Source organism: SAR324 cluster bacterium, assembly GCA_015232315.1.
Classification (GTDB): Bacteria; SAR324; SAR324; order SAR324; family NAC60-12; genus JADFZZ01.
The window spans coordinates 46,601-61,289 of the sequence record JADFZZ010000007.1 but is presented as its reverse complement, the minus strand read 5'-3'; the positions used below and the strand labels follow the sequence as shown (position 1 = coordinate 61,289).

Below are 14,689 nucleotides of genomic sequence, written 5' to 3'. Positions count from 1 at the left end.
TGAAATGGCGACCTTACTTTGTTCCTTTTAGCAAGGTGTCATGGTTCGGGCAAGATTAATTTGTATATTTTTATTTCACTCGTGAGACGTAAGTTCTGAGCAATGATTTAAACCAAACGGACTCGCATTGAAACCATCAGCGATATTGCGAGAAATTCCTGCCAATATCATCCCGCCAGAAATGGAGCATGAAACATTGCGGTCAGAAACTTCTGAGCTTTTCGAGAGAGCCTGACTCTTCATTCAAACTCTCCCGAGATGATACCCCTTCCAAATCAAGCGACAGCGATTAGTTTCTGCGTTTTGGAGTCCATGCCCAGATCATTTCGCACACAACGGGTTCCCTGCCGGATTCATCGGTCACATGGACTTCAACGGTCACTTCCCCTTTTTCTGTTGTCCGGATTTCCTGGATCTGGGTCTCTGTCAAGGTTGCCACAGCTTTCAAGGCCCCTTGAGTCCGTTTTTCATAGTTCACCTTGAGGGTCTTAATCACTGGAACATTGGTGTCTGGAACATTCATATTCACCACCAGGCCTGAAGCGGATTCTGCCAGCAAAGCGATTGCGGCCGCATGAACGCTACCAATATGGTTCTGGATTTTTTTTATGTTATCCAGTGAAAACTCGCCTCTCTGATAGTTCAACTCATGAACCTTCACACTGGATGTCCCCATATATTTGACGACGGAGCCGATAGCTTTGGTCAAGGCAAACCCTCTCAAGGGTTGTGGAAGCGCGTTCAGTCGTCCAATGGTTTGTGTGGCCTTGTTATTGAATTTCATGTTTTCCTTTCTGTCAGTAGCAGGGGTGTCAGATTGTTAGAAATGCAGGGCAAACACATTCATATCAAAACGTGTTGTTTCTTGATCTTTTGAAATTTGAGGAAGCAGTTGAGTCGGACGAAACGCGATGAGCGCCTTGTCTGCTGAATATTCCAGCAAACTGTTTTGTGAGAAATTCTTTCCCTTGAGCTGATAAACGCCATAGCCGATCCCCAAAAGACCCCCAAGAGCGGCTCCCCGAATCACATTGCCGGAAATTTTCTCCACCTTTTCACCATCAGAGAGACCCCACAACGCAAGTCCGACCACACCGCCAATGGCGGCGCCCCACAGTGCGTTTTCAAACACAATTTTAAGCTGGGCGGCTTCGGCTTTCCGTGGTGCGGTGATCATAGCCAGACACAGCATTCCAGCCAACATCAGCATTCCTGTTTTTTTCATCATTGGTGCTCCCTTCAAAGTGGTTAAACCGGGATAGTTCCCTGAATCAATTGAATCAGAACGGATGCATAACGGGTTTTCCCTGAAAAAACAATCGAAAGTCACTTTTATTTATTTGCTCATAACGCCGGGAATGTCCTAACCCTATTAACAATCTTGTTTGTTTATTCTTACGTGACATATATTTGCGGCTTGCTCACAACCGCTCTGGTTCCAACCTTCTGAATTTCAATAAATTATGAAATCAATTTCCGGTCAGATTTTAGTGGTAGACGATAATCCAATGATTCACCTGCAAGTGCTCAAGGCGATGAGGACCGTTGACGGGGTTTCAATTGAATTGATCAAGGCCAATAATGGCATGGAAGCCCTGACTATTCTGGAGAAAAATAAAGAAGTGGATTTGATTCTAACCGATCTGGATATGCCGGAAATGGATGGTTTTGAACTGATTGAACTAATCAGAAAACAAAAAGACTTTGGACAGGTTCCGATTTTATTTCTGTCCTCCTATCAGGAATTGAACCACAAAATCCGCGCGTTTGAATTGGGAGCCACGGATTACATCACAAAACCCTTCATCGCACAGGAATTTCAGGCACGGGTGATGGGAAATATTCAGCGTTATCAGCAACAGCGTCAAATCCAGGCCGAACTACAGGCGTCATTGCTGATTCAACAGGAAAAACTTGTCAAACGTCAGCAGATAGAACTCGATTTGCAGATTGCCCAGAAACGACTTGCCATCATCCTTGATTTTATGGATGACGCCCTGATCATGGTGGATGACTCTGCCAGAATTATTTTTTTTAATCGAGGCGCGGAACGGATCCTCGGCTATTCAGCGCAGTCCGTTTCAGGAAAAATGGCCCATGAATTCATTCCCCTTGAAACCATCCGTAAGTCGGCACTGCAGGTTGGTCTGCATGAAAATTTTTCTTCAAAATCCGCTCAAACCATTGTGCCTGTTGAAATGGCATTGAATCGTGAAGATCAGACTGAAATTCAGACTGAAGCCATGGCATTGCAACTGATTTCTGAAGAAGAAAAAACAATTGCGGTGTTTTTCCGTGAAAAAATTTCAGGAACCGTCCAATTTTCCTCTTCACAACCGATCACATCGACCACCGGTTTAATTGGGGTGGTAGGACACGAACAGCAACGGATTCAAGCCATGGAAGACGCGGTTGAAGGAATCTTTGATTGGATTCTACAGGGACGTGATAAACTGCTCGATGAATTGAGAAACACAGGCAGTTCCTTACAGAATATCTCTGACTATCTGTCCGAAGAATACCAGTCCACCGCAGTGCGTGAAACGTTGGTTCAGGTCATGGTTCAGTCCATTCAATACTGGGAGAAAACGACAGGAAAGACCAGGATTGAGTTAGCCGAGGAAAGTGGCTTGTGGCGGATTTATATTGATAGAGATCATTATCAGAGCAAAACGATGGATCGTTATCTGAAGGTCCATACACTTCCTAAATTTCCACGCTGGAAAAATGTGGTGGAAACCGCCAATTTTGTGTTAACCCGCTGTCCGCAACTGGAACCACAACGCACCCATCTGCAAACTACCACCTCCAATCTGAAAAAACTGCTCCAGAATGCACCTTGAAGGAGATCAGGGTTGTTTGATTTTCAGTTTGGCATGGTGAGTAGGTTGGGTAGAACGAAGTGAAACCCAACTAAACTCGATGGGTTTCGCTAAGGCTCTACCCATCCTACGCATCCTTTTTGGGGAAATTAAACGACCCTGGAAGGATGTTCCTTCTCACCATGGAATGTTCAAAAGATCACATGGATAACTTTCTGGTTACGAGCGTCTGGTTCGTAACAGTTCCATGACACACCTCCGGTGCGACGCAGAGTTTCGCCTGAGGGATAACGTGCCCCACGGATCGCAGGATACGAATGTGAATTTTACGTTATTTTTCTGACAAAGCCTTCTGCTGTTTTCATTTTCCAATGGATTCTGGCGTTCCTGTTTCCCTTCCAGGCCTCTACTATTCAGGCTTCAACAGATTTTTTCCAATATTTTGGCGAATAGAAAAGAACCTTCTTCCCGGTAATTAATTTTTCCCTTCTTTTCCCTTTTGAATGATTGATTGATTTACATAAAAATATTATATTTTATACAAAGGAGGTCTTGAAGCGTGGTGAATAAGATCTCCCCTTCGTCGAGTTGACAAACTGTAAATCGGTAGGGGATGAAACATGTTCAATAAACCCGCAAAAACTGATGATTCACAGATTGATGAGTTGATCAGGAAGGGCGAAGGCCTTATCCAGGGCAAACTGTATGATCGTGCCATGGTTGAATTTTCCAGGGCTTTGGAGTTGAACCCCGACAAGACCATGGTGAAACTCAAGGATCTGTTTGATCAATACAAATCTTCCGGAAACTATGAGGGGCTGATTTCGATTGGTTCCAATCTGTTGATGAAAGCGCCAAATGATGTTGAACTGGCCAATTTACTGGGCAATGCTTATCGCAAAACCGGAAATTACAAACTTGCCGAAAAATTATATGAACGCTGTATCAAGATTGATCCAACTTTTACTTTTGCCCAATACAATCTGGCCGCGGCGATGTCCAGGATCGAGTATGCGGATCAATCCGCCATTTCCGCCATATCAGAATTTGAGTCCATGAAATTCTTCAAACTTCCTGATTTCACAGAGGGTAAAATCACTTTGATCCGGATTCAGAAAGAACTGGATGAAGAACTGGGCAGAACAACAACGGAAGAACCCGGAGAACCCGGAGATAAAGCGGAAAAAAAGGATAAAAATTCAAAACAGGAAGCGGAGGACACAATTGATCCCCAACGGATCTTCCAGCATGTTCTGGACAAGATCGGGATTCAAACCGAGGAAGGGTTGATGATGATGCAATATCTGGGGTTGTTCGCACTCCATAATAATTTATACAACGCCGCCTGGAAAATATACACACGGTTGAGCATCGCCCACCCTCAAAACGAAAATTTTAAATGCTTCCTGGCGATCGCCATCAGTTTGCGCGGGTATATTGAAAGAGCCATAGACAAATTGGTCATGCTTCTGGGAACAAATCCTTACAATCGTTACGCCAATGTCAATCTGGGGCGTTTATACGCTTTGCAGGGATCCCTGCTGCTTTCCAGAAAATATTATCTGTATGCCAAAACCCTGCTTGATAAATCCAGCGGCTATTATGACATGACGCAGTTCAGGGCACAGGCAGATCAATATTTTGTGGAAGGTAGCATCAAAAAAGCTTTGGAAATGTACGAAGTGATTCTTACCGAACAGGAAAGTTTCAGTCTGCTGGAAAAGGTAATCAGCATGAAACTGGATCTGGCTGATATCGACGGCGCCTTGACAACCTATGCCCGTGCCGGACGCATGGCTGTTCAACCGGAAGAACTTGAAAAACTGACAAGGAAACTGGTGGATTTCATGAATGAAAAGGCCGCTGATCACATGCGTAACAGTCGTTATGCACGGGCCGCTGATATTTATGAAAAAAGTATTGAACTGAGACCCACCATTCACTCGCTTGAAGAAGGCATTCATGCGTATGAACTGCTCAAAAATGATGAAAAAATCAGGGAATTGCGCAAAAAGCTTCATCAACTGAAAGAAGCCGAACAGGAACAGGAATTGTTGCAAAGCCACTATCAGAAAATCAGGGAAGGTTTTCATTTTGAACGGCAACATCTTCCCTACAAGGCGATCAACTCCTATGAAGAAGCCTTGCGGCTGAAGCCGGAAAAAGGGGTGTTGATCAGGCTGGTTAAACTTTACCAACGTACCAGACAGATGGGAATGATTGCCGATGTGACGCAACGCTACAACCGTCTGGTGGAACACCGACAGCGCATGGAACGCTACAAACTTGATGCGGAACGAAGGGAACGTAATGAACCTGAGACTGAAAGCCCCGGAGACGCCGCTGAACGAACAATCGCGGTGACTGCCTGAACAGACAGAATAGTCATCGCTTCTTGAACCCCGAAGGAAAGGTTATTATGGCAGATAACAACATCCAGATCATAAACGATAATGATGAAATCCGCATTGATGATTACATTGATCTTGAGGCGATTAAATATAAACCGGTAAAGCAGTCGCATAAGCTTACCCTCAGGAGTCAATTGGTGAATGTGCCCAAAACCCTGGAATATCTGGAGGCACACTATCGTGATTATTGCCAGACCCATGAAATTGATACTTATAATATACGCTACTGCCTCCATGAAGCGCTGACGAATTCCATTGTTCATGGAAACTTTGGTATATCGTCAACCTTGAAAGATTCAAATTGGGATGAGTTCTATTCCATAGTTCAATCCCGGGAATCAGATCCGGCATACGCTGAAAAAAAAGTCTATGTTTTATATTTTATTACTGAGGATCAATTACGTTTTGAAATTGAAGACGAAGGACAGGGCTGTGATTTTAAAATTATGCCAAAACCTGAAACGAACGCGCAGAAGGAGATATGGACCTTTGGCCGTGGGGTTCAACTCATTCGGCGACTGTCGCACGGAGTATTCTGGAATAAGGCTGGAAACAGAATCTCAATCATGTTTCGCCCCCAAAAGAAGCCTGTGAAAGTCCCCCGGCAGAATTGCTGGGAGTTTTTTAACTGCGGAAGGGAACTTGGCGGACACAGCGTGGCGGAACATGGTGAATGTCCTGCTTCTGCGCTGTATCATGCGGATGGTTTCAATCATGGCACAAACGGAGGTCGTGTTTGTTGGGCCATCAATGGAACTATTTGTGGAAAGGTAAAAAGCGCTCATCCGGAATGCACTGAAGGTTGTCACAAATGCGCTTTTTATAAAAAGGTGAACGAGGAGGAATCAGGCAGATTTTATCGTGGGGATCAATTTTATCATCTCACCCGGAAAAATAAAAAATCCCAAGACTGACAAACAACACGACAACGAAAACTTTCTGGTTACGAATGTCCCGTTCGTGGCCGTTCCATGACCCACCTCCGGAGGTTGCGAAGCTCTGCTTCGCCTGGTGGATAGCGTAGCAGGGGTGTTCATTTCTCCTTATTTTGAGCGTCAACCGGATGGTAGGCGGGGATTACATGCCCCGCAAACGCTAAAAATCGTATTTTTGACGGGCATGTAGTCCCGTCCTATCAGAGAAGTGAACAGCCCTGAGGGCACGAGCAAACTTTTACAACTTATTCTTTTGCCATTCCTTATGAGAATATTATGTCTGATCAATTGATCACTCATCTGTTGGAGGACAATCAGGACATCATCCATTATTTAAAAGATTCCAGGATTTTCAGTCATTTACCTGCTGAATTGCTGGAGCAGCTACTCCCCCTTTCAGAATTGAGGAACTATCCGACCGGAAGCGAGATTTTAAGCGAAGGAAAACTGAATACAACAATCTTTTTTTTGGTACGGGGAACCGTTGCTGTCAGTTCGGGTGGCGAAGTGATTCTCAGATTGCGCCGTCGGGGAGATATTTTCGGGGAAATGAGTGTCATCAGCAATAACATTACCACAGCGACAGTGATTGCCGAAACCCCGGTGACGGTATTCAGCATCCAGATCAACAGCATTGCCCGTTTTACCGAGATCCACGGAGACACCCTGCATCATCTGTTATATCGGTTGTTTTCCATGATTTTGACTGAAAAACTGACGATCACAACCTACAAGGCCCGTCAATATGAGAGCACGAATCGAAATCTCAAACAGACCATGGCGATCCTGGAGCATCGCGCAGAACAGGCAAAACTGGTGACCATGGTCTCCACGCTGTTTATCAATTTGCCTGCCTCAAAAATTGAGACGGAGATATACAACGTCCTCCGCTTGCTTGGAGAAAAATATCAGGCGCACAGCGGACATCTGATATTGCTGAATGTTGAGAAACTGACGGTGGAACAGGCCTATGACTGGAATCCGGGGCATGAAACAACCGCGATTCATCACCAGGAGCAACTGAATCTGGATACGCTGGACTGGATTGTTACCGAAATGCAACGGTTAAAAATTGCCAGGGTTCCTCATTTCGGTGATGTTCATTCTGTCAATGAAGACCTCAACCGGGAAAAAGAGAAGCTTCCCATACATTCACTCAACTGCATTCCTATCCATTATGAAAATCAGTTGGTCGGATTCCTTGGACTTGACACAAAATGGGAGTTGTCCGAATGGAGCATGGAGGATTTCGCTACGCTCAAGCTGATTGGAGAAATTCTCGTGAACGCGTTGCGCCGGAAGAAAGCGGAAGAAACCCGTCAGGAGTTCAACCGCACCCTGCAGACAATGATCCAGGCCTCACCACTGGCCATGATCGTCACTGATTCCATGTGTCTCGTTGAAATGTGGAACCCTGCGACTGAAAAACTGTTTGAATGGGGGCGCCAGGAAATGCTCGATCAATTCATTACCATTATTGATCCTGAAAGCGAGTCCCTGTTCCAGATAATGTGTCAACGACTGCTCAAGGGGGAAACCTGTCAGGAACAGGTGCTTGCCACCCGTACAAAGTCCGGGAAACGGCTGAACATCGCCTTGTCCGGAGCACCGCTCAGGAATAATCAAAACCAGATCACCCGGATGATGTTCATCGTTTTGTATCAGGTGGATTCAGGGGTGAAAGGCCAGACCACCTATCTTGCCGGACTTGCCGAAACAGCCATTGCTACCCTGCATAACATCGGCAATGCCCTCACGCCAATGATCTGGAATCTTGAAGAATGGCAGATTACCGGACAACTCAACAACCAGTCCGTCTATCTCAGAAAACTGTTTGGCACGATGACCAGACACCTTGAACAGGGAGATCTTCCGGAATATCTCAAACAGCACCCCAAAGGCAGACGAATGCTTGGTTTGCTGGAACAGTTTGCGGAAGAACTCGAGGACTATCAACAGCGTCAGCAGGAATTTCTGAAAAACATGGATCTGCAACTCACCCATGCGACAGAAATCATTATCCTGCAACAGAAATATGCCAACTACCGATTGGAATCAGAATCATTTCAGATCGCTGACTTAATTCAGGATGTGATCAATATGATGAAAGCCTCCCTGGAAAAACGCGATATTCACCTGGTACAACTTGTGGAAGAAAATCTGCCGCCACTGGTCAGTAATAAAAACAAATTGATGCAGGTACTGCTGAATATGCTCAAAAACGCCATTGAAAGCATTGATGAACGACTTCTGCAATCCGTGGAACCTGCCCCTGAAATTGTAATAAAAAGTTCTCTTTGTATGGGAAAATGGGTTGATTTTTCCATTGAGGACAACGGCATTGGTGTCTCCACCGACGCGCGGAAACATCTGTTTGAATTTGGCTTCACCACCAAATCCCGCGGGTCTGGTTTCGGATTGCATGACTGCGCCAATTTTATTCGGGAGCAGAAGGGCCATATCCGCTTTGAGTCACCCGGCTTGGGACAGGGCGCGAGGATTGTGTTTCAATTACCGGTCAAGTCCGGGGATTCAGGGGATATTTTTTGAAATAGGTTACCGGTTATTCTTTCAAGGTTCGCAAGGATTCATCATGAAACAACGGCGTCTCAGCATCAAGGTCACAATATCCCTGGTGTTGTTCTGTATCAGCGCGCTGGATATCAGTGTGTTGAGTGTGATGCTGTTCCACAACAGCAGTTCTCTGCTACGCGAACAGATTCGTGAGAATTACAGCATGTCTGTCAAACACATGGGTGAATTGATCACCAACAGACTGACTCTGTTTGAAGATGAAATGCGGGAACTTTCAAAAAGCACAATATTGATGAACGGTCTGGTTGATGATGCCGGACGTGAGGCATATCTACCGCAGTTTATCAGCGAAATTTCCGTTTCCGGCATGAAAGAAGATATTTCGGTCAGCCTCTACAATTACAGTTTAGAGTTGCTGGCATCCAACAATCCGGAATGGGAACGTTTGTATGGGGAACTGCTCGATTCATACAAAATGCAGGAAATAATTCTGGACGATGGACAACAATACAATAATTTCACACGCATCAAAACCGGAGAAGTACTCTATGTTCTGGCGTTGCCTGTGTATTCCGGGCCACACCATGACGGCATTCTGGTGGCGGTTCTTCACTGGGACAGCGTCTGGAAAAAAATACCGAAACAAGCCGATATGGTGTTATCGCTGTTGCATGAGGGAGACCCGATCGTCACTGCCGGAAACATGGCTGTGGAGGGTGAAATCAGAGAATTTTCGCTGGACCGGTTTTATTCGCTCACGCTGATGACAAAAATTCCGGAAACGCTGATCAGCGAGCCGATTTATGCCATGGAAATCCAGATGATTACTCTGGGTGGACTGTTACTGATCATCATGATCGGCATCAATCTGCTGGTTTTAACACGGAAAATCGCCAACCCGGTGATTCAACTGGAACAGGCCGCCGCCAATGTGGCCAAGGGAAAATGGGACATGGTGCAACTCCACAACGCCAGCCTGGAAATCAATGATCTGGCAAATACCTTCAACAGCATGACTGCCAGACTCAGAGACACCCGGTTGAAGGATCACAGGCAGACGATGGCCATGAATGCGGTTCTGGAAGGCATTGGGATTCTGGATGCCCGGGACCATTACATTTACATGAATGCGGCACATGCCCGGATGTATGGTTATGCGGATCCCTCTGAACTGCTGGGGCAAAAATGGACCATGTTTTATACTGACACTGAATATCAACGATTTATGCGGGAAATCATGCCTGTGTTTCAACAGCAGGGACACTGGCAGGGCGAGACCCAGGGAAGACGGAAGGATGGCAGTCTGTTTCCACAGGATCTTTTGCTCACCTCACTGGAAGAAGGGGGATTCGTCTGTGTGGTGCGCGATATCACCCATCGCAAGCAAACCGAAACCCAAATTTATCAACAGCAAAAATTGATGTTACAACAGGCGTATAAAGCCGGTGTCATGGAAAATGCCATCAGCAATATCCATTACATTGGCAATGCCATTACCCCGGTTGTGGTGAGCGCGCATCAGATGCTGGAACAACAGGAACAACTGCGGTTGATGGAATCCCTGTTAAGAAAAACTCACAAGGCCCTGACAAAGCATCATCAGACCAACACCCTGGAAACGTATTTATCCGGGCACCCGCAGGGAATCCAAATCATCCCGATGTTCCTGAAACTGGCGGATCAGCTCAGCCTGTATCATGCTGAAAATATCAAGGCTCTGGAAATTATAAACCAGCAATTGAAACAGGTCACAGACATCATTGACTCCCAGCAGGAACTTGCTGATTTTCAACCGGTCCGGGAAGAAATCGTGATGCGGGAATTGATCGAGGAAGTGCTGGAAATCCTGAAACCGGAACTCCACCGACTGAAGATTGGTGTGAACCAGAAATATGACCACCATCTGCCAAAATTAAAAATTGACAGAAATAAACTGTCACTGGTTGTGATGAACCTGCTGAAGAATGCCATTGAAAGCATTGAACAACCCCCGGTAGGAACGGAAATATTCCATGTCATAAGCATCGAGGCTACCCTGGTGCGAAACAACCGGTTTATACAGGTTTCTTTTCAGGATTCAGGCTGTGGGGCAACTCCGGAAATTCTGAACCAGGCTTTTAAGGCGGGATATTCCACCAAGGCAAACAACGTGGGATCAGGATTGCACGACAGCGCGAACTTCATCAACAGTTGTCAGGGCGAAATTCAAATGGAATCCCCCGGCGTCGGAATGGGAACACAGATCAAATTTTTACTGCCTGTAACCGGATGAGTGCTGACGCCTCATTTGTTTCCAACTAAAAACCCTCTTTTCAGGTGTCGTTATGAATTTTCAATCCATAAGAATTCTGGTGGTCGATGATGAATTCGCGATTCGACAAAGTTATCGCCAGATCCTTGAAGCCAATCAGAATCTTTCCCGGTTGAAAGAACTGGAGGATCTGTTTGATGAAGAAGACGGGGAACCGGACGAATTCACAGGAGACTTTGATCAAAGCGATGATGAGGAAATATTGATCGAAGAATGGAATATCGGAAATTATGAAATACTGGAAGCCTCTCAGGGAAAGGATGCGCTACGCCTTATTGAAACAGCGCTGGCTGAACAGGCACCGATTGCCCTGGTTTTTCTGGACATGCGAATGCCTCCCGGAATGAATGGACTGGAAACAGCCAAACGGATCCGTCAACTCGACCCCTATGTGGAAATTGTGATTTTTTCCGCCTATTCCGATTTCAGCTATGACGAAATCATTGCCGAAGTTGGCAATCCTGACCGGTTGTTGTCGTTTCACAAACCCTTCAAACCCGCGCAAATCAGACAACTGACCACCTCCCTCACCCAGAAATGGCTCATCGAAAACAGGGAGAGAGAGCAGGATGACAGTTGGACTGATGAAATGCCGGATTAATGTTAAAAAACTTTTGCCCGGGTGGCCATAGTCATTGTTTCGTCAGTGTCAGACGGTTGCCGAAAAAGAAAATGCGGAATCATCGAGGGTAAATACCCTTTCGAAGACGGTAGCATTGGGTTACGTCCCGATGAAATTCCACGGTTTGTCGCCTTCCCCGGGACGTAACCCAGGGCTACCGTTCCCGGTATCGTCCTGCCCGGCTTGCGTCACTCACTGGCTAAACGATGACCATAGACCATCCACCCGGGGCTGTTCATTTCTCCATATTTTGAGCGTCAACCGGATGGTCGGCGGGGATTACATGCCCCGCAAACGCCAAAAATCGGATTTTTGACGGGCACGTAGTCCCGTCCTACCAGAGAAGTGAACAGCCCTGCATCCACGGAGGTGGCTCATGGAACGGTTACGAACGGGACGTTCATAACCAGAAAGTTTGCCCTGTTATTTTTTGAATGTTCCTTAGTATATATTGAATAGCCATAGCCGGAAAGGAGGCGTCATGTCGCCTGAAAACACATCACCAGAGATACCAGTCAACAACAGAAGTAATTTCTGGATCAGAGAAATCAGGAATATCGACCGGTTCTGGAAAGAAAAATCTGATCGAATTTATGAGCAGAAGCTTCAGCTCACCGATCACATGCTGGTTCGCATCAACCATTTGCGGCACGCGTTTCGGTTTTATATTCTGCCGCTTCTGGAACAGTTGAAAAAAACGTCTGAAGTCTCACAACAGAAATTTTTCAGATATCATGGGGCTTTTGTCTCTGAAAAAAGTTTTCATCAGTTCATGCGTCATCTGTATGCGGTTGAATGCGACAGAGAGGGAGACTGGTTTTTTATCAACCGTGACCCGTATGAACAGGATATTTATGTTCTGTATGATCTCTACAAAGTCAAAAAGACAATCGAGTCAGTGGACGCTCTCCAGACTGAAATCGAGTCAGGCGTCAGTTTTCCCTCAGAATTTCAGAAAGAGCGGCAGATCAGCATTTTGAAGGGCTTTCGCGGGGCCTTGATGATGGCGATCCGGCAATCCATCAAACCGGAATATCACAATTTGATTTATAAAAATATCAGTCCTGATTATCTGAAATCAGAGCAACTGGAGCATCGCCGTCAACTGAAGTTGGTATACGCGCGTCCTGAAACTGTGGATGTCAACCCTTACCGTAGCATATTCCTGAATTTGATGTTCCGTCAGCAAATCCGTACCCGGGTGCGCAACCGCAATTTGAACATTCACTACAGCCTGGTTCACTTTGAACAACTCAAACAGGAATATCTGCATCACTGGGTGAAACGTCTGGACAGGCATCCTGAGAAGCAGAAAATTTATCAGAATCTGTATTTTCAGGGAAAAACCTTTTCCGAATGGGTGCTTGAAGATCCCGAAAAAGAAGATCAACTACTGAATCAACTGCCCCTGGAAACGTTCAATGATACCGTGGCTCAGCTTCAGCAGAAGGTGGAACCGGAAAAACGATCTCCGGTGGAAAGTCTCAGTGAAAAATCCAGTGTGTTCAAGGAACTCAATAATAATTTTCAGAACTTCCTGAACAATCTCAAACCGCGTCTGTTTCAAACAGACGTCACTGCCGTCAAACAGGTATTATCCACGCTGGCAACGATTTCGGCCGCGACACTGGACAGGAACACTGTGGCCCCAACGGTGTTCACTTCACTGGACGTGAACGAATTCCTGCCGCAAACCAGAGTGTATCGGCCGGGAGATCAGGAAAAAATAAAGCAGGTGCGCCCGGTTTTATTGTTGCCGAAGTTGTGGAATGGGGAATTTGAACAAAATTTACGCCAGCGTCTGGACGCAACCGGCCTTTCTGCCATAATCTCAACACCGGGAAAAACAAACATGCAGGAACTGGAACAGGCCAGCCTTATCCTGTCGCTGAGAGGCCGGGAGTCATGGTCCACCGGTTCAGAAATTTCAACCCTTCCCGAACAATGGTCATCAGAAATTGTTGATGCTGAATTACCCCTGTCGGAATACACCTATCCGGACAGCACTGATTTTTTCAAAGTGGATCAATGGTCACAACGCTTCGTACAACTGGCAGAAAACATCACCCGGAGTGAACAAAATAAGTTATTGGTCGCAAAATACAATGAACACCAGCAACTCTGGAAAATACAGCAGAGTGTTCATAAAGTCCGGACCCGGCTACAACAAAATGAAGCTTCGATTCAGGAATTGTTTCCGCAATACCTGACGCTGTTACACTGGTTGTTGTTGGAAGCCATTGAAGAAGGGGGACATCTGGAAAAACTGGTGCTTGCGCTGGTTCGGGTCAGCCGCTGTCTTATCATTGATGACAGGGGCGAGCCAATTTGTGAACATTTGATAGCTGAGGGGTTTGATGCCGGCTTGCTGGCCCTCTGGACGCTGAACAAGCTTGAAAAACAGATGAAAGCCGCTGACCATGATCCCTCCTCATCAGACAGTATCGAAGCGTTTCTGAAAAATTCCCGGTTGGACAAGTATGATCTGGTGGTGTTCACCGACTGGTTGAACAGTTCATCACAATGTCTGCCCGTCTATCTCCGGCTTCGTCAATTCCAGGACAAGTCCTCTAACTTCGTCAGGGTTTATCGCCTCAATCTCTTCAGTATTTTTGAGGATAAAACGCAGTTGCTCAAACGGTTCCTCCAGCGTAGGAAAGAAATTTCCAAAGTCAGTCAGAACATAAACTACTCTGAGCAATCCCTGGAACTGCTCAGAAACATGATTTTTCAGCACCTGCATCTGACCCGACGTCTGCTGATTCTGGAACAGACGCAACAGCAATTGATAAAGCAGTTCAATACGGTTCAGTCCTTACAGAATCCCACCTATGTGTCACAACACGTCCAACAATATCTGTTGAACAGGACTGAACTTTTTATCATCGGCCATTATCTCAAATTCTGGAAAGATTCCGGTCTTTGAGGCCCTAAGGAACGTTCGAAAAATAACATGGATAACTTTCTGGTTACGAACGTCCCGTTCGTAACCGTTCCATGACCCACCTCCGGTGGGTGCGAAGCAGAGCTTCGCCTGATGGATATCGTGCCCC

At 46.0% G+C, this 14,689-nt stretch carries 9 protein-coding genes; 7 read left to right on the top strand and 2 right to left on the bottom strand.

All coding sequences use genetic code 11. From position 1 onward, the window contains the following. Positions 1–289: 289 nt before the first annotated feature. Together HQM11_07460 and HQM11_07455 are read right to left on the bottom strand one after the other, a co-directional pair. Positions 290–784, bottom strand: coding sequence for a DUF4442 domain-containing protein (locus HQM11_07460; protein ID MBF0350854.1), 495 nt, complete (start codon positions 782–784; stop codon positions 290–292). Positions 785–820: 36 nt separating this feature from the next. Then, positions 821–1,228: a hypothetical protein gene (locus tag HQM11_07455; GenBank protein MBF0350853.1), complete on the bottom strand. Its 408-nt coding sequence runs from the start codon at positions 1,226–1,228 to the stop codon at positions 821–823. A 235-nt stretch (positions 1,229–1,463) separates the two neighbouring features. Here HQM11_07455 and HQM11_07450 point away from each other — a divergent pair, with 235 nt between their 5' ends. From HQM11_07450 to HQM11_07420, 7 genes are all read left to right on the top strand, one after another. Continuing rightward, positions 1,464–2,843 carry a response regulator gene (locus tag HQM11_07450; GenBank protein ID MBF0350852.1) on the top strand — a complete coding sequence of 460 codons (1,380 nt, stop codon included), beginning with the start codon at positions 1,464–1,466 and terminating at the stop codon, positions 2,841–2,843. Between the two features lie 599 nt (positions 2,844–3,442). Next, positions 3,443–5,194 (top strand): tetratricopeptide repeat protein, encoded by a 1,752-nt coding sequence (locus HQM11_07445; GenBank protein ID MBF0350851.1) that lies wholly within the window; start codon positions 3,443–3,445, stop codon positions 5,192–5,194. Between the two features lie 47 nt (positions 5,195–5,241). Then, positions 5,242–6,147: an ATP-binding protein gene (locus tag HQM11_07440; protein MBF0350850.1), complete on the top strand. Its 906-nt coding sequence runs from the start codon at positions 5,242–5,244 to the stop codon at positions 6,145–6,147. A 297-nt stretch (positions 6,148–6,444) separates the two neighbouring features. Next, a complete protein-coding gene (locus HQM11_07435) occupies positions 6,445–8,718 on the top strand; it encodes a cyclic nucleotide-binding domain-containing protein (protein ID MBF0350849.1) in 2,274 nt (757 codons plus the stop codon). A 43-nt stretch (positions 8,719–8,761) separates the two neighbouring features. Next, positions 8,762–10,975 (top strand): PAS domain S-box protein, encoded by a 2,214-nt coding sequence (locus HQM11_07430; protein MBF0350848.1) that lies wholly within the window; start codon positions 8,762–8,764, stop codon positions 10,973–10,975. Positions 10,976–11,027: 52 nt separating this feature from the next. Further along, positions 11,028–11,615: a response regulator gene (locus tag HQM11_07425; GenBank protein ID MBF0350847.1), complete on the top strand. Its 588-nt coding sequence runs from the start codon at positions 11,028–11,030 to the stop codon at positions 11,613–11,615. 502 nt (positions 11,616–12,117) lie between these two features. Further along, positions 12,118–14,562, top strand: coding sequence for a hypothetical protein (locus tag HQM11_07420; protein MBF0350846.1), 2,445 nt, complete (start codon positions 12,118–12,120; stop codon positions 14,560–14,562). The last annotated feature ends 127 nt before the right edge of the window (positions 14,563–14,689 follow it).